Here is a 15653-nt window from a genome sequence, read left to right as displayed (position 1 = left end):
CCTGTTGACCGTACGTTCGGGTTCATCGACTGACCTGGTGATATGTGGTGCGCGCAAAGGGATTCGAACCCCTGACCGCTGGTGTGTAAGACCAGAGCTCTACCGCTGAGCTATACGCGCGTGCGGAGGCCACATTCGTGGCGCTGCGCACACGAATTTAGTCGTTCCGATGCCGATCGCCCAAACCGGGTCTGACCGCCAGACTTCACCTCGGCCGACAGACTTCGATCGAAGTCTGGCAGTCGAGGTGAAGTCTGGCCGTCAGGCGAAGACCGGCGGGAGAGCCAGGACCATCACTGCGCCCCAGATCACGTGGGTGATCGCGGGTGCGAGGACCCCGGCTGTGCTGCGTCGAAGGATGGCGCAGACGGTGCCGAGGACGGCGCCCGCGAAGCCGAGCATCACGTTGCCGCTGGCCATCGTGACCAGCACATAGATCACGGTCGAGACGAGGATCGGGTTGTGTGGGCGTGCCGCCGAGTAGACCGAACCGCGGAAGAACAGTTCTTCGGCGAGGCCATTGACCATCGTGATCGCGGTGACCACGGCGAGGCTGCCGAAGTCGGCGAAGGCCAACACCTGATTGGCGAGATCGCTGACGCCGGGGATCATCCTTGCGACCAGGCCGCCGACCACGAATGCGCCGCCCACGGCCACGCCGACGACGGTGCCGAGGAGGACGGCACCGACCCGGTTCGGCGCGCGTGACGGGGTCGGACTGAATGCGCCGAGCCGCAGCGGTCCGGAGACGAACGCACCGACGATCCAGACAGCCGCCAGGCCGATGGTCAGTGGGTAGAACGCGGCATCGCCCGGCTCCACCCGGAGGGATACTCCGAGAACAACCGCGCCGATGACGAGGAAGACGCCGACGAGCCAGCGTCGGCGAATGTAATGGGCGCCGGGATCGGGGTCACGATCCGCGGCGATGGACTCGTACAGGTCGCGCGCCAGTGTGGTCACCAGCACTCATCACCACCTAGGTCGATCGGTCAGGGAAATCGGTCGATCATCGGTTGTCGGTCACGACGCTACATTGGCGCGACCTGAACGGAGGGCACCGACGACCTTTGTGGCCACTCCGAGCGATGTACCGATCGTCTCCACCACGCCGCGCTTCACGCGTAGCCAGTCGCCGCCGGCCCAGGCGGGATCGGTGTCGGCGAGGTGGTGGAGGTCGTCCAGGTCGCACACCGAGCGCGGATACGGCGAGTGCACCGATGCCCGGACGGCGTCACGCATCGGTGTCAGTCCACCCTCCGGCGGAGGCACCAGGTCGCGGATGCGGTGTTCCGACGCGGTCATCGGGTGGTTCAGCGAGGTGACGAGTTCTTCGGTGAGCGACGCGGGCACCGGCACCAGCATGCCGCCGACCCGTCCGGCGAGACGAGTGGAGATCCCGAAGACCGGCAGGCGCAGTCTCGGCATCCGGATCGCCGACACGTACTCGTGCAGGATCGAGATGTAGCGCGCACTGTCGGGGCCGGAGATGTCGTACTCTCCGGCGGGCAGCACAGATGGATCGCACGCCGCGGTCAGATAGTGGACCGCGTCGCGGATGGAGATGGGGTCCATCTCGTTGGCGATCCAGTCGGGCTCGGGGATGACCGGCAGACGGTCGGCCATGTACCGGATGATCTCGAAGGACGTCGACCCCGCACCGATGACCACCGCAGCACGCAGCCACACGAGTTCGGGCCCCCCGTCGATGACGAGCCCCTCGGCGACGTCGGCGCGGCTCTGCAGATGGGTGGAGAGTTTGTCATCCGACGGCACGAAACCGCCGAGGTAGATGATCCGGCTGACTCCGGAGTCGCGGGCGGCCTCGGCGACGTTGCGGGCCGCGTCACGGTCGCCGTTGGCGAAATCGGCCTGACCGATGCCGTGGACGAGGTAGTAGATGGCGTCGATCTGGCCGGCATCCGCCATCCCCTTCTTGACCGAAGCCGGGTCGTCGGCGTCCATGGCCACCTTGATGACCTGCGACGACCAGCCGAACTTGGCGAGCTTTCGGGTGTCCCGCGAGGTGACGACCACGTCGTGTCCCTCTTTGAGCAGTGCACACACCAATCGGGACCCGACGTACCCCGTGGCGCCAGTGATGAGAAGTCGCATGACACCGACGGTAGAGAAATTCGGCGGAGTCGGTCGGGTCGGCGGCGTTCATGTGACAGACACGGTGCTGAAGTCACGGCCGGATCACGGGGTGTGGTGCCGGTCACGGTCGGGCGTCAGCGGCCCTTCGGTACCGCTGGGCGACCTGGTCGTGATACTCCGCGGCGGATGCGAGCTCGGCACGGAGTTCAGGGGGTTCGATGACGGTGAAGTCGGCGCCGAAGGCGTACATCCACCGGGCGATCTCGGTGAGTGAGGTGCTGTAGAGCGTCACCTCGCAGCAATGTTCGTCGCCGGACTCCACCGCCCCCCACGATTCGTGCACCATCGCCGAGACCTCCGTGAGCGGGGCGTAGATCATTACGCGCGCGGTGGCCCGTTTGTACAACGCTCCGAGCCCGCGGAGCACGAACGCCGCGGCGCCGCCCTCCGGCGGATCACGTGGTGTGAAGCGCGGTCCGGTGGGCACCTTCGGCTCCATGCGGTCGACGCGGAACGAGCGCCAGTCGGCGCGCTGAATGTCGAAACCGACCAGATACCAACGATTTCCGTTGCGGACCAGACGATAGGGTTCGACCTCGCGCCGACTCTCCTCGCCGTCGTTGCGCCGGTAGTCGAACCGCAGGCGCTCGCTCCGGTGGCACGCGGTCGCGATCTCGGTCAGCCGATCCGCCGACACCGCGCTGGCCGGCGCGGTCCGCGGGACGGCCTCGATGCGCAGCGCGTCGAGCCGGTGACGCAGCCTCGACGGCATGACCTGTCGCAGCTTCGCGAGTGCGCCGGCCGACGCCTCGGCCATGTCGGCGACCGCACCCGTGGTCACAGCGTCCAGACCCAGGGCGACGGCCAGCACCTCCTGGTCGTCGAGCAGCAGCGGTGGCATCTCGGCGCCCGCGCCGAGGCGATAACCGCCCCGCGAACCGATGTTGGCATCGACCGGATAACCGAGCTCGCGCAGCTTGTCGACATCGCGTCGAACGGTACGAGTGGTGATGTCGAGACGCTCGGCGAGCTCGCGGCCCGACCACTCGCGTCGAGTCTGCAGCAGCGACAGCAGAGCGAGGAGTCGAGCGGACGTTTCCAGCATGCGTTCTATCGTGCCCGAAGATGCGGACAGTTTCGGTCCTTGTTCGGTCCGAGCCCAGTGCAGGTCGTCAGCGGATCAGCACGCGATCTGTGCACTCGGGTCGGAAACCATGTCGAGCCATTTGCCGTAGGCGGTCGGGCCCAGACGGCCCTTGAGCGAGCAGACATCGCTCTGTGCGGGTCCCGCGACGTAATAGACCGCGTAGATCGGGCTGCCGTCGTCGAACCACTGCCGCAGTGACGGACACGATTGATCCGTGCGTAGGTATCTGGCGCCCGGGTTCTGGTCCAGGTAGTTCTGCACTTCGGTGGCGTAGGTTCCGGGCGCGGTCGCGTTGGCGACCACGACGATCCCCGTGCCGTCGCACGCCGGTCGGGTCATCGGCACGGTGAGGCCCAGATCGCCAGGGACGATCGCGCGCGGTGAACTCGCCGAGGGCCGGGGTGCCGGGCCGGGCTGGGACGACGGACCCGGTGGAGAAGTCGGTCCGGGAGTCGGGCTGGGCCCCACCGAAGCCGACGTCGCCGGCATGGTCTCGGCGGTCGTCGGCAGCGGTGTGACATCGCCGGCGGTGGCCGGGCCGTCTCGTTGGGTGGTGACGACCACCCAGGCGACGATGCCGGCGAAGATCAACAGCACGACGACCGTGGCCACGATGATCGGGACCAGGGGCGAGCGGCGTCGGGGCGGCGCGGTCGAGACCGCGGCCCGAGTGGCATCCCACGCCGCGGCCGGGGCCGTGGGCACGGCCGGACCGGACGGGCCGCCGAGAGTGGGCCCGGCGGCAGAGACGGGCACGACGGTCGGGGGTCCGGTGGGAATGATCGTCGGCGCACCGACGAGAGGTTGCGAGCGTAGGGCGGCACCGGCGTCGGCGATCAGTTCGGCCGACGAATGTTGCCGCTGAGCCGGGTCTTTGGCCATCCCGCGGGCGATGACGTGGTCGACGGCCGCGCCGAGGCGCGGCGGCGGTGTGGTGAGATGGGCGGCGATCAAGCGTTCGATGGTGGTCGCCGACGCGAACGGATGTGTGCCCGAAAGGCATTCGAAGAGCACGCAGGTCAGCGCGTAGATGTCTGCGGGAGGTCCCACGGCGGACTCGCCGAATCGTTCGGGTGCCATATAGCCGAAGGAACCGACTGCGGTGCCGGTGCTCGTGAAGCGGGTATCCGTGTCGGCCTGCGCGAGACCGAAATCCACGAGGTATGCGAAGTCGCGGTCGTCGACGAGGATGTTGTCGGGTTTGACGTCACGGTGGACGAGCCCGGAACGGTGCGCCGCATCGAGAGCGTCACCGATCTGGCCGACGATCCGCAGCGCACGTTCGGCCGGTAAGGGCCCGTCCTCGACGAGCAGCGTGCGCAGGTCACGGCCATCGACCAGGCGCATGTCGATGAACAGCCGTCCGTCGATCTCTCCCCAGTCGTGGATCGGGATGACGTGGGGATCGTTCAGGCGGGCGGCGACGCGTGACTCGCGATGGAACCGGTCGCGGAATGCCGGATCGTCGGCGACCTGCGGGCCGAGCAACTTCAGGGCGACGACCCGATCCTTGCGGGTGTCGATGGCCCGGTAGACCTCACCCATTCCGCCTCGGCCGATCAACCCCTCGATGAGGTAGGGGCCGAGCCGGTCACCGGCGCGCACGGATGCAGACACATCGACAAGCGTAGGGGTGCGCCGTGCTTCGCCGTCAGTCGACACCGGCCGTTGTCCCCGTTTGGCGGGTTCCGGGATTCACGCTTCGGCTCCCGATACGGTTGATCCGAATGGCCCCCGGCGACCAGACCGCCGACACAGACCCGAGGAGTGATGATGGCGACGACGATCCTGCCCATCGACGAGGTGACGGCGGCGCTGATCGCCGAGTGGGGTGCGATCCGGGACCTCGCCGGGTCGCTCGACGACGAGTCGTGGTCGGCCCCCTCGGTCCTCCCCGGTTGGACCAACGCCGACATCGTCGCCCACGTCATCGGCACCGAGAGCATGCTCGACGGCCGCGACGTCGAGGCAACTCGAACGGTGAGCGCCCTCGACCATGTCCGCAACCCGATCGGCGAACTCAACGAGAAGTGGGTGGACCACTTTCGCCCGAAGCCACGCGCGGAGGTCATCGACTCGCTCGACGAGATCATCGGCGTGCGCACGGAGAGGTTGAAGGCGATGACCCAGGACGAGTTCGACGCCGAGACGATGACACCGGCCGGCGCGGACACCTACGGGCGGTTCATGCGCATCCGCATCTTCGACTGTTGGGTGCATGAGATCGACCTGCGCGACGGCACCGACAATCCCGCGGTGACCGACCCACCCCCCGCGAAGTGGGCGCTCGACGAACTCTGTGCGTCGTTGCCGTTCGTGGTCGGGAAACGCGCCGACGCGCCGAAGGGCAGCAAGGTGTTGTTCGACGTCACCGGACTCGCGCCGCGCAGCGTGCGCATCGCCGTCGCGGACCGCGCCGGTGTCGTCGACGAGTTCGACGGCGGCGACTCGGCTGCGGATGTGCGCATCACCCTCGATGGCGTGAACCTCGCGCGGTTTGCCGGCGGGCGTCGCGACGCGGACCCGTCCAGGGTCGTTTTCGACGGTGATGAGGCTCTGGGGCAGGCGATCCTGAGCCGGATGAACTACGTGATCTGAGCGGCGGCCGAGAAGTCTGCGCGTCCGCTCGCTGATTCCGTTCCCGCTCACCAATTCTTGGTGAGCGGGAACGGATCCGGTGAGCCGGAACGGCTCGTCGCTCGCGCTCCTGGCACCTCGGAGAGAGAGCGATCAGCCCTCGACGGTGGCCCGCTGGATGAGGAGGTTCTGCTTCGGGGGTCCCGACGCGGCGCCGGGGGCGTTCGGCGTGAAGCCACCAGCCACGATTTTGTCCAGGACGGCGAGTCCGGACGCGTTCACGGTCCCGACGATCGAGTACGTCAGCGGCAGGTCCGTGTCGTCGGTCAGCATGAAGAACGTCGTCGAACCGGTGGCGCCTTCGTCGTCGGGGAGGTCGAGGATTCCGACCGACCCCCGCGGGTAGGTCACCTGCGGCACGCCGTCGTCGTCGGTCCCCGCGGACGGAAGTCCCTCGGGCAGTTCGTCGGGACTGGTCCAGCCGGGGTTGGTGCCCTCCTGACCACCCGACGATCCGCAGATCAGGTACTTGGCGGACGCCCGGTGGCATTTGCTGTTGTTGTAGAAACCGGACTTGATCAGCGAGACCATCGCCCCGACGTTGCACGGCGCCTCGCCGCGGTCGAGCGTCATGCTCACCGTGCCCTGGCCGGCGATCGGGATCTCGACGTCGACCGTGCCGGTGTTCGGCTGGCTCGGAGCTGGTTTCGCCTGCGTGATACCACCGACCGCTGCGCGTGCCGGGTAGTCGCATGCGACGGTGCCCGCGGGCAGGGCGCTCGTGGACGTGCTGGGCGTCGGTGTGTCGCCCCCGTCGGAACCCGACAGCGCCACAACGATTCCCGTCACCGCGAGGACGATGACCACCAGGCCGACACCGGCGGCGATGGCGATGTTGCGACCGGTGTGCGACTTGCCCGGTGTCGGGCCGGGAACCCACGGACCGCCGCTGAGATGTGGTGCGGAGTGCGAGGATTGCGGACCGGAGTACGACTGGGGTCCCGAATGGCGCTGGGGTCCCGAATGGCGCTGGGGCCCCGGGTGCGGTGGCGGTCCCGAGAACGCTTGGGGCCCCGATGGTGCGGGCGGAGAACGATATCCGCCACCGGTCCCGGCGTGCGGGCCGGGCATCGTGGGACCCGAACCGGGGCCGCGGATCAGTGTCGGGTCCGACGGCACCCCGGTGGGCCCGGAACGATGGCCGGGTGTCGATTGGCCGGGGGAGACGATGGTGCGGTCGGAGGGCACGGGAGACCCGGGTGCACCGAACCCGGGCTGCCCCGATCCGCCACCGGCCGCGTACGTCGGGGGCAGCATGACCGGGGGTGTCACGGTCGGTGGTGCGGGAGGGGAGCTGTCGCGCGGCGAGGCCAGTGCCGTCGACGCGGCGCGGATGAGCTCCCTGGCGGTGGGGAAGCGGCCTGCCGGATCCTTCGCGAGACCACGCGCGATCACCGGGTCGAGCGGCCCGCCCGTGGTCGGCGGCTCTTTGGTGATGTGCGCGGTCATCAGACCCTGGTCGGTCTTGGCCGGGTAGGGGGTCTGGCCGGTGACGCATTCGTACAACACGCATGCGAGTGCGTAGTTGTCGGAGCTCGGGCCCGCGGGCTCGTCACCGAAGCGCTCCGGGGCCATGTAGGCGAGGGTGCCGAGTGCCGTGCCGATCTGGGTGAGCCGGCTGTCGGCGGTGCCCTGCGCGATGCCGAAGTCGACGAGGTAGGCGAAGTCGTCGGCGTCGACGAGGATGTTGTCGGGTTTGATGTCGCGGTGGACGAGGCCGTCGCGATGCGCGGAGTCGAGGGCGGAGGCGATCTGGCCGAGGATGTGGACGGCGCGGTTCGGCGCGAGGGGACCCGAAGCGAGGAGCTTGCGCAGATCCTGCCCGTCGACGAGCCGCATGTCGATGAAGAGGACACCGTCTTTCTCGCCCCAGTCGTGGATCGGGATGACGTGCGGGTCGGAGAGTTTGGCCGCGGTTTTCGACTCACGCTCGAAGCGGTCGCGGAAGTCCTTGTCCCGCAGGAGGTGAGGGGGCAGCACCTTGAGTGCCACGCGGCGTTCGCGGATGGTGTCGAAGGCTTCGTAGACCTCGCCCATCCCGCCGCGACCGAGAAGGCGGTCGATGCGATACGGACCCAGCATGGTGCCGGCCCGTGACGATGGATCGGTCACGTCATCCTCGGCTTCCTCGGTGTCGGCTGGATCGACTCTACGGCCGGATCGGATCAATCAACGGTGGGCTCGAACCAACCCTATCGACTGAGTGGGAGTCGCGTACCTCGCGGCTCTGCCTCACGCGTCGTCGTCGGTGAGTGCGGGTCCGCGCGCGAAGTCGCGTGCTCGTTGCCCCGACATGATCTGGGCGGGTAGCGGGTCGGCGAGCAAGGTACGGACGAGTGCGGCGGACGGCTCCAGCGGTGCGTCGCTGCCGACGATCACGATGTTGCCGGTGCGGCGCCCCTTGAACATGGCGGCGTCGGCGATGAGCATCAGATGTTCGAAGACGGAGCCGATGGTGGCGGCGTCGGCGCGCGCTCCGGCCAGGTCACGGCTGTCTCCGCAGTTGGCGAGGTACAGCCCGCCGGGGGCGAGGACGTCGTGGACTGCGGTCGTGAACTCTCGTGTCGTGAGGTGTCGCGGGGTGCGGTCCCCGGCGAACGCGTCACGCACGATGACGTCGCGTGTACCCGGTTGGAGGGAGGTGACGACCTCGCGTGCGTCGCCCACGCGGATGCGCAGTTTGGGCGCGCGGGGGAGGTCGAACCATTCGCGTACGAGTCGGGCGAGTTCGGCGTCGATCTCGACGGCCACCTGGCGGGCGCCGGGGTAGCGGTGGTCGAGGTGGCGGGCGAGCGCGCAGGCTGCGCCGCCGAGGTGCAGGACCCGGAGTCGCTCCGACGATGTGTGCCGTTCGTCGATGACCGCGGCCATCTGTCGGAGGTACTCGAAGTCGAGTGCGGTGGGGTCGTCGGGGTGGATGTGCGAGCTGTGGGCGCCGTTGATGGTCAGCAGCCATCCTCCGGAGATGGTGTCCGCGCTCAGTTCGGCGACGCCGGTGTCGATGTCGTACCGGCCGGGCGTCGGCTGTGCGGGTGTCCTGGCCACGGGGGCCAAGTGTGGCACCCGGCGCCGGGAGCGAAGCGAGCGGGCCGTGGGTGTCCGGCGCCGGGAGCGAAGCGAGCGGGCCGTGGGTGTCGGGCGCCGGGAGCGGGGCGAGCGGGCCGGCGAGCTGGGGTTACCATCGCGCGGTGCCCAGACCGTCCCGTGATGCCCGCCGTAGTTCTGCCCGATGGGCCGGTGGCGGCCTGGCGACGGCGGCCGGGCTCGCGGTCGGGTTCGTGATCGACGAGTGGGCCGGTGATCCGGTGCGCGGTCATCCGGTCGCGGGGTTCGGTCGGGTGGCGGGTGTGGTCGAGCGTGCGTTGTACCGCGACTCGCGAGTGGCCGGCGCCGGCCTGGTGGGGGTGATGGTCGGGTCGACGGCGGTGGTGGCGGCTGTCGCCGAGCGGCGTGCGTCGCCGCTGGGGAAGGCCGGTCTCACGGCGGCGGCGACGTGGGTCGCGCTCGGTGGGACGTCGTTGTGCCGGGTGGGGGACGCTGTGGCCGATGCGCTGGAGTCAGATGATGTGGCGGCGGCGCGGGCGTTGATCCCGAGCTTGTGCGGTCGTGATCCGGAGTCGCTCGATGAGGCGGGTCTGTGTCGTGCGGCGTTGGAGTCGATCGCGGAGAACACCTCGGACGCTGCGGTCGGTCCGCTGGTGTGGGGAGCGTTGGCCGGTGTTCCCGGGCTCCTGGGCTATCGGGCGATCAACACACTCGACGCGATGGTCGGGTACCGCAACGAGAGGTACCGCAGTTTCGGGTGGGCGGCAGCGCGGGTGGATGACGTCGTGAATCTGGTGCCGGCCCGGCTAGCGGGTGTGCTGATCGTGGCGGTCGGGGGAGCGCCGAGACGTTCCGTGGCGGCGTGGCGCCGGGACAGCGGTGCCCATCCGAGTCCCAATGCGGGTGTCGTCGAGGCGGGTTTCGCTGGTGCGTTGGGTGTGCAACTGGGTGGACGGACGGTGTACCCGCACGGCGTCGAGATGCGTCCGACGCTTGGGTCGGGGCCGGTGCCCGGGCCTGCTGATCTCCGTGCGGCCGTGGCCCTGTCGCGGCGTGTGCAGCGGGCGACGTTGCTCGTCTGCACCGTCGCCGCTCTCGGCCGCCCGGGTGCGAGGGCAGCGGCTCGGCGGCTCAGTCGCCGTAGCGTCGGGTGAGTTTGTCGCGGACGTCGCGCGATCCGTCGTCGGCCTGTGGACCGTGGCCGATGCGGCCGACCTGGTGGACCACCGTCGTGCCGGCCGCGGCGCGTAGTTCCTCGCGCCTCTGCTGGCGGCGGTGAGCGCGTGAATCCGACTCGGTCGCGGTGGGTTTCGGCGGCTGGGAAGTGTCCGCTCCGGACTCTTCGATGCCGGCGGCTGCGGCGGCTGCGCGTCGCCGGGCACGGATCTCGGAGAAGAGGAAGTAGCCCACACCGAGGGGCGCCATCACGCCGAAGGCGAGCCACTGGAGTCCGTAGGAGAGGTACGGGCCGGTGTCCAGCTGGGGCAGGGAGATCTCACCGAGGGACCCCGGCTGGTCGGGGGACAGCTGCAGATAGAAGTCGTCCATCGGTGTCGACGTCACCGCCGACACGAGGCCTGGGTTGATGGTGGACACCGTCAGTGTCCCGTTGTCCTCCCGCGCGCCGCGGTCGGTGCTGACGCTCTCCGCCGCCCGGATGCGCGCGGTGATCGTCTGCTCGCCTGTGGGCGGCGCCGGGATGTCGGGAACCGCGCCCTCCCGGGGTCGTACGTACCCCCGGTCGACGAGGATGACCCGGTCGGAGCCGCTGACCGCGAACGGGGTGAGGACTTCCACGGCCGGACGTTCGTCGACGTTGCGCAACCGGACCAGTGCCTGATCGTCCACCAGGTAGCGACCGGTCAGTCGCACCGAGCGCCATTCCGACGACGGGTCGAAGGTCGACGACGGGGCGACCTCGCCCAGGGGCGCGGTCTCGATCGAGGTGGCGGTGCGGATCAGGTCGTTGCGACGCTCGGTGTCGGAGTTCTTGCCGAGCTGCCAGGGCGCCAGCAGCGTGAAGCAGGCCACCGCGAACGCTGCTACCACCACACCGAGGGCGATCCACCCTGGGCGGAGGATCGTTCGCAGAACATGCACACACCCAGGTTACCGAGCGGGGGTAGCCTGATCGAAATGCGAGACTTCGTCTGCTTGAAGTGTGGTCAGCGTCTTTCCTTCGAGAACAGTCTGTGTCTGAACTGCCGGAGCAAGCTCGGATTCTGGCTGCAGACACGGGCCATCCACGTGCTCGACGACGACGGACGTGCCGAGGTGGACGGCGTCCTCCTCGAGCGGTGTGTCAACATCAAGCTCGCGCAGTGCAATTGGCTGGTGAAGTGGACTGGCACGCCGACCCTGTGTGAGTCGTGCCGGTTGACACGCACCCGTCCCGACGACGACGACACCGAGGCGATGGTGATCTTCGGACAGACCGAGACCGCCAAACGGCGCCTCGTCCTCGAACTGACCGAACTCGGGCTGCCGATCGAGAGCCGGGAGGACAACCCGAACAGCGGTCTGGCCTTCGACCTGCTGTCCAGCGCCAAGCGGTCGGTCATCACCGGCCATGCCAGCGGGGTCATCACCCTCGATCTCGCGGAGGGCGACGACGTGCACCGCGAACAGATGCGCGTCGAACTGGCCGAACCGTATCGGACGGTCCTGGGGCACTTCCGTCATGAGATCGGTCACTACTATCAGCTGGTCCTGATCGACGACGACCATCGCGCGGGTTACGAGGAGTTGTTCGGCGACCCCGACGAGGACTACCAGGCCGCACTCGACCGGCACTACAAGGAAGGTGCTCCCGAGGGCTGGCAGCGCGACTTCGTCTCGTCGTACGCGACGATGCACCCGGCCGAGGATTTCGCCGAGACCTTCGCCCACTACCTCCACATCCGCGACACGCTCGACACCGCGGCGGCGTTCGCGATGGCGCCCGCGGGGGCGACCTTCGACGGTCTCCCGCCGGGTGATGTGGGCTTCGACCGGGTGATCGACGAATGGCTACCGCTGACCTGGGCGCTCAACCAGATCAACCGGTCGATGGGCCACCCCGACCTCTACCCGTTCGTCTTGCCGCAGAAGGTCCTCACCAAGATCCGTTTCGTGCACAACCTGGTGGCCCCTGCAGCGTGAGCCGCACGGGTGTCCCCGGGCGAGCCGGGTGGTGAGCGGTCAGGACACCCCGAGTCGGTCCCGCACCCAGTCGATGAGCCCGGGCATCGAGCCCTCGATCTGTTCGCGGGTCACCACGAAGTCGTCGGTGCTGCCGTAATACGGGTCCGCGAGGTCGAGGTCGTCGGCGGGTGCGGACGGATCGAACGACCGCAGCAGCCGGGTGCGGTCGCCGAGTCGTTTGCGTTCGAGTTCGCGGACGTGGCCCTCGTCCATGGCCAGCAGCAGGTCGGCGTCGAAGTGGTCGGGTCCCAGGATCGCGGCGACGTGGGCGTCGGAATAGCCGTGTGCGAGAAGCTCGGTCCGCGCGCGATTGTCGGCTGGTTCGCCGATGTGGTACCCGCTCGTCCCGCAGCTGGAGACGCGCACCTTGCCGCCCAGTCCCGCGTCGTCGAGTGCGGTGCGGAAGATGTTCTGCGCCATGGGGGATCGGCAGATGTTGCCGGTGCACACAAAACAGATGTGGAGTTCGTCTGACACTGCTACTACCTCAACAAGTCGATTCGCCGTCGGCTGGACGTCGGGAGCGGGTCACGCTCCCAGGACATCACGCAGTTCGGCCACGGACCCGACCGCCCAGGTCGCGTCCTGTTCCTCCCCGTCCAGAGCGTAACCCCATCGCACCAGGATCGCCGGGATGCCGAAAGCCGCTGCCCCGTGCACATCGTGGCTGCGATCGCCGATCATCACGACCGGCCCGGTGACGTGACCGGTGTCCGGGTCGGTGGGCAGGCCGAGTTGTGCGATCGCGTGGGCGATGACGTCGGACTTCTGTCGCCGACTCCCGTCGTCGCTCGCGCCGGCAATGTGGCGGAAATGGTCGGCGAGTCCGAAGTGCTCCAGGATCTTGCGCGCGGTCGTCTCGTTCTTCGACGTCGCGATCGCCAGGGTCCGACCCGACGCGTCCAGGTCGGCGAGGAGGGAGTCCATACCGTCGAACACGGAGTTCTCCAGCCAGCCGGTGTCGGTGTAGCGCTCCCGGTAGGCGAGCATCGCCTCGTCGGCGGTCTCGGGTTCGAGTCCCAGGGCACGCAGTGTGTCGATCATCGGCGGCCCCGCGATACCCGCGACCACGCGAGGGTCCGGCTCGGCGGCACCGACCTCGGCGAGTGCGTGCCGGAAACTGTTGGCGATTCCCGCGAAACTGTCGGTGATCGTGCCGTCGAGGTCGACCAGCAGAACGGTGTCGGGATGGCGGGGATCCGGTGGCGTCGTCACGATTCCATGGTGCACGTAAGGTCGGAAGGCATGACAGCTGGGTACGGCGCGCTCGATATCGCGGTGACCACCGCCGACGTGAACCCTTCCGGCGCCGACCTCACCGATCCGGAGCGTCATGGCGACAGCGACGCCGCACCGGGGCTCGTCGACTTCGCGGTGAACGTGCGGGGCACCCCACCCCCGTTCGTACTCGAGGCCGTTCGTGCCGGGCTCGACGATCTCGCCCGCTATCCGACCGCTGCCGATGAGCAGCGTGCCGTCGACGCCGTCGCCGCGGCCCACGGCCGACACCCCGACGACGTGCTGCTGCTGTCGGGCGCCGCCGACGGGTTCGAGATGCTCCCACGGCTGGGGATTCGTCATGCGGCGCTGATCCAGCCGTCGTTCACCGAACCCGAGATCGTCCTGCGAGCCGCCGGTGTGCCGATCACGCAGGTGGTACTGACCGCACCGTGGCGACTCGGCACGCCCTCGGAATCGGGTGTGCCCGAGGACGCCGATCTGGTGATCCTCGGCAATCCCACCAACCCGACGTCGGTGCTGCACCCGGTCGATGCCATTGACGCATTGCGCAGGCCGGGCCGGATCATCGTCGTCGACGAGGCCTTCGCCGATCTCACCCTCGGCGCCGACGGTTCACCCGAGCCGCAGTCGCTCGCTTCGGTGGACTGGCCCGATCTGTTGGTGATCCGAAGCGTGACAAAGACATTCGGACTGGCCGGACTCCGAGCCGGCTATCTGTTGGGGCCGGCGGGGCTGCTCGCCCGCCTACGCGCCGGACGCCGCCCCTGGGCGTTGTCCACACCTGCGCTGGCGGCGCTGACCGCATGCCTGGGCGATGCCGGGCACCGATACTGCCTGGACCAGGCCCGGGCGGTCGCGGCGGAGCGCACCGCGATGGTCGATGAGCTGGCCCGCATCGGACTCACGGCGGCAGCCGAACCGTCGGCGCCGTTCCTCCTCGTCGAGGTGCCGAACGCCACGGAGGTCAAGCGCAGGCTCGTCGAACACGGTTTCGCGGTGCGCAGCTGCGCCAATTTCGTCGGACTCGGGGACGCTCACCTGCGGCTGGCGGTCCGCCCCCGATCGCAGGTCCAGGATCTCGCGCGTGCGATCGAACAGGTTCGAGAGGAGATCGGTGATGCAGTCGCCCCCGCCGTCTGAACGCGAGGTCACCGTCGGCGATGTCGTCGGCGTCGTGGAACGGGCGTACCCGCCGTCCCTCGCCGAGTCGTGGGATGCGGTGGGTCTGGTCTGCGGCGATCGCGACGAGCAGGCCCGCGGCGTGCTCGCGTGTGTCGACGTGACCGACGCGGTGGTCGACGCGGCGATCGAGGCGGGTGCCGGCATCGTGGTCGCCCACCACCCGCTCCTGCTCCGCGGGGTGACCACGCTCGCTGCCGACACCGCCAAGGGGCGGATCGTCCACCGGCTGATCCGTTCCGGGATCGCGTTGCTCGCGGCCCACACCAACGCCGACAGTGCGCGACCCGGAGTGTCCGACGCCCTCGCCGACCGTCTCGGTGTGTTCGACACCGTGCCGATCGAGCCCAAACCGGTTGACCCGATGGACAAATGGGTGGTGATGGTGCCCGAGGGCAATGTCGAGCAGGTGAGCGAGGCGATGTTCGCCGCCGGTGCCGGGACCATCGGCGACTACCGGGACTGTTCGTGGACGGTCGTCGGCACGGGACAGTTCGAGGCGGGCGAGTCGGCGTCGCCGACGATCGGCGAGGTCGGCATGCGGACGCACGTCGACGAGGCGCGCGTGGAGATGGTCGCCACCCGCGGGTCACGGTCCGGGGTGCTGCGCGCATTGCGCAACTCCCACCCTTACGAGGAACCGGCGTTCGACGTGTTCGAACTGGCCGAGTTCGGCAGCGACGTCGGCCTGGGACGAGTCGGGACGCTTGTCGAGCCGATGACACTGCGGGATTTCACCGCCATGGCGGCGCGGGTTCTGCGGACCCCCGCGGGTGTCCGCGCGGCGGGTGACCCGGACGCACTGGTGCGCACCGTCGCGGTGTGCGGGGGCGCCGGGGATTCGCTGCTCGGCCGTGTCGGCGGTCTCGGTGTGGACGTCTATGTGACGTCCGACCTCCGGCACCACCCCGCCGACGAGAGCCTCCGCGACGGCGGTCCGGCCCTGATCGACGCCGGGCACTGGGCGACCGAGTTCCCCTGGTGCGCACAGGTGGCAGCACTTCTCGACGCCGAACTCGGCATCGAGGTCACGGTGTTCGACGAGCCCACCGATCCGTTCGTTCTGCACAGCTCGGTCTGAGCCCTGCGAAAGCCGAGCCGCCGCCGGTGCACACCACCCCGC

At 68.9% G+C, this 15653-nt stretch carries 14 protein-coding genes and 1 tRNA gene; 5 read left to right on the top strand and 10 right to left on the bottom strand.

Going from position 1 to position 15653, the window contains the following annotated elements; all coding sequences use genetic code 11:
* Nucleotides 1-45 precede the first annotated feature (45 nt).
* The 5 genes from ACSUZC_RS14820 to ACSUZC_RS14800 form a co-directional block, all read right to left on the bottom strand.
* Nucleotides 46-120: transfer RNA gene (locus ACSUZC_RS14820), tRNA-Val, on the bottom strand.
* 141 nt (nucleotides 121-261) lie between these two features.
* Nucleotides 262-969 (bottom strand): CPBP family intramembrane glutamic endopeptidase, encoded by a 708-nt coding sequence (locus ACSUZC_RS14815; RefSeq protein ID WP_439029282.1) that lies wholly within the window; start codon nucleotides 967-969, stop codon nucleotides 262-264.
* A 54-nt stretch (nucleotides 970-1023) separates the two neighbouring features.
* The gene (locus ACSUZC_RS14810) at nucleotides 1024-2115 is read right to left on the bottom strand and encodes an NAD(P)H-binding protein (RefSeq protein ID WP_439029281.1); all 1092 of its coding nucleotides are present in this window, start codon (nucleotides 2113-2115) and stop codon (nucleotides 1024-1026) included.
* Between the two features lie 103 nt (nucleotides 2116-2218).
* The gene (locus ACSUZC_RS14805) at nucleotides 2219-3202 is read right to left on the bottom strand and encodes a helix-turn-helix transcriptional regulator (RefSeq protein WP_439029280.1); all 984 of its coding nucleotides are present in this window, start codon (nucleotides 3200-3202) and stop codon (nucleotides 2219-2221) included.
* A 75-nt stretch (nucleotides 3203-3277) separates the two neighbouring features.
* Nucleotides 3278-4861, bottom strand: coding sequence for a serine/threonine-protein kinase (locus tag ACSUZC_RS14800; RefSeq protein WP_439029279.1), 1584 nt, complete (start codon nucleotides 4859-4861; stop codon nucleotides 3278-3280).
* A gap of 156 nt (nucleotides 4862-5017) precedes the next feature.
* Between ACSUZC_RS14800 and ACSUZC_RS14795 the strand changes: the two genes are divergently transcribed.
* Nucleotides 5018-5842, top strand: a complete 825-nt coding sequence (locus ACSUZC_RS14795; RefSeq protein ID WP_439029278.1) for a maleylpyruvate isomerase family mycothiol-dependent enzyme — start codon at nucleotides 5018-5020, stop codon at nucleotides 5840-5842.
* Between the two features lie 132 nt (nucleotides 5843-5974).
* Here the strand turns inward: ACSUZC_RS14795 and ACSUZC_RS14790 are convergent, their stop codons facing one another.
* Together ACSUZC_RS14790 and ACSUZC_RS14785 are read right to left on the bottom strand one after the other, a co-directional pair.
* Nucleotides 5975-7993: a protein kinase domain-containing protein gene (locus tag ACSUZC_RS14790; RefSeq protein ID WP_439029277.1), complete on the bottom strand. Its 2019-nt coding sequence runs from the start codon at nucleotides 7991-7993 to the stop codon at nucleotides 5975-5977.
* A gap of 120 nt (nucleotides 7994-8113) precedes the next feature.
* The gene (locus tag ACSUZC_RS14785) at nucleotides 8114-8926 is read right to left on the bottom strand and encodes a spermidine synthase (protein ID WP_439029276.1); all 813 of its coding nucleotides are present in this window, start codon (nucleotides 8924-8926) and stop codon (nucleotides 8114-8116) included.
* A gap of 200 nt (nucleotides 8927-9126) precedes the next feature.
* On the opposite strand from ACSUZC_RS14785, the gene ACSUZC_RS14780 reads away from it, so the two are divergent.
* Nucleotides 9127-10080 carry a cobalamin biosynthesis protein gene (locus tag ACSUZC_RS14780; protein ID WP_439033136.1) on the top strand — a complete coding sequence of 318 codons (954 nt, stop codon included), beginning with the start codon at nucleotides 9127-9129 and terminating at the stop codon, nucleotides 10078-10080.
* Here ACSUZC_RS14780 and ACSUZC_RS14775 read toward each other — a convergent pair.
* Nucleotides 10058-11026: an SURF1 family cytochrome oxidase biogenesis protein gene (locus ACSUZC_RS14775; RefSeq protein WP_439029275.1), complete on the bottom strand. Its 969-nt coding sequence runs from the start codon at nucleotides 11024-11026 to the stop codon at nucleotides 10058-10060. The two genes, ACSUZC_RS14780 and ACSUZC_RS14775, sit on opposite strands and share 23 nt — an antisense overlap.
* Before the next feature lie 36 nt (nucleotides 11027-11062).
* Here ACSUZC_RS14775 and ACSUZC_RS14770 point away from each other — a divergent pair, with 36 nt between their 5' ends.
* Nucleotides 11063-12067 carry a zinc-binding metallopeptidase family protein gene (locus tag ACSUZC_RS14770; RefSeq protein WP_439029274.1) on the top strand — a complete coding sequence of 335 codons (1005 nt, stop codon included), beginning with the start codon at nucleotides 11063-11065 and terminating at the stop codon, nucleotides 12065-12067.
* Between the two features lie 39 nt (nucleotides 12068-12106).
* Here ACSUZC_RS14770 and ACSUZC_RS14765 read toward each other — a convergent pair whose 3' ends face one another.
* Entirely contained in the window at nucleotides 12107-12586 is a 480-nt protein-coding gene (locus ACSUZC_RS14765; RefSeq protein ID WP_439029273.1) for a low molecular weight protein-tyrosine-phosphatase, read from the bottom strand.
* A 51-nt stretch (nucleotides 12587-12637) separates the two neighbouring features.
* Complete coding sequence (locus tag ACSUZC_RS14760; protein WP_439029272.1) at nucleotides 12638-13324, bottom strand: HAD hydrolase-like protein; 687 nt, start codon at nucleotides 13322-13324, stop codon at nucleotides 12638-12640.
* Nucleotides 13325-13354: 30 nt separating this feature from the next.
* Here ACSUZC_RS14760 and cobC point away from each other — a divergent pair, with 30 nt between their 5' ends.
* The gene (cobC, locus tag ACSUZC_RS14755; protein ID WP_439029271.1) at nucleotides 13355-14491 is read left to right on the top strand and encodes an Rv2231c family pyridoxal phosphate-dependent protein CobC; all 1137 of its coding nucleotides are present in this window, start codon (nucleotides 13355-13357) and stop codon (nucleotides 14489-14491) included.
* Nucleotides 14469-15611, top strand: a complete 1143-nt coding sequence (locus ACSUZC_RS14750) for a Nif3-like dinuclear metal center hexameric protein (RefSeq protein ID WP_439029270.1) — start codon at nucleotides 14469-14471, stop codon at nucleotides 15609-15611. The genes cobC and ACSUZC_RS14750 overlap by 23 nt, the downstream gene beginning before the upstream one ends.
* The last annotated feature ends 42 nt before the right edge of the window (nucleotides 15612-15653 follow it).

The sequence above is a fragment of the Gordonia terrae genome (assembly GCF_051789125.1).
In the GTDB taxonomy this organism is placed as follows: Bacteria; Actinomycetota; Actinomycetes; order Mycobacteriales; family Mycobacteriaceae; genus Gordonia; species Gordonia terrae_A.
Note: the sequence above shows the minus strand (reverse complement) of the source record. Positions and strands in the feature narration are given on the sequence as shown.

Coding starts and splice junctions, on each gene's coding strand:
- cobC (WP_439029271.1), top strand. CDS start 13,355: ATGACAGCTGGGTACGGCGCGCTCGATATCGCGGTGACCACCGCCGAC.
- ACSUZC_RS14770 (WP_439029274.1), top strand. CDS start 11,063: ATGCGAGACTTCGTCTGCTTGAAGTGTGGTCAGCGTCTTTCCTTCGAG.
- ACSUZC_RS14795 (WP_439029278.1), top strand. CDS start 5,018: ATGGCGACGACGATCCTGCCCATCGACGAGGTGACGGCGGCGCTGATC.
- ACSUZC_RS14810 (WP_439029281.1), bottom strand. CDS start 2,115: ATGCGACTTCTCATCACTGGCGCCACGGGGTACGTCGGGTCCCGATTG.
- ACSUZC_RS14750 (WP_439029270.1), top strand. CDS start 14,469: ATGCAGTCGCCCCCGCCGTCTGAACGCGAGGTCACCGTCGGCGATGTC.
- ACSUZC_RS14805 (WP_439029280.1), bottom strand. CDS start 3,202: ATGCTGGAAACGTCCGCTCGACTCCTCGCTCTGCTGTCGCTGCTGCAG.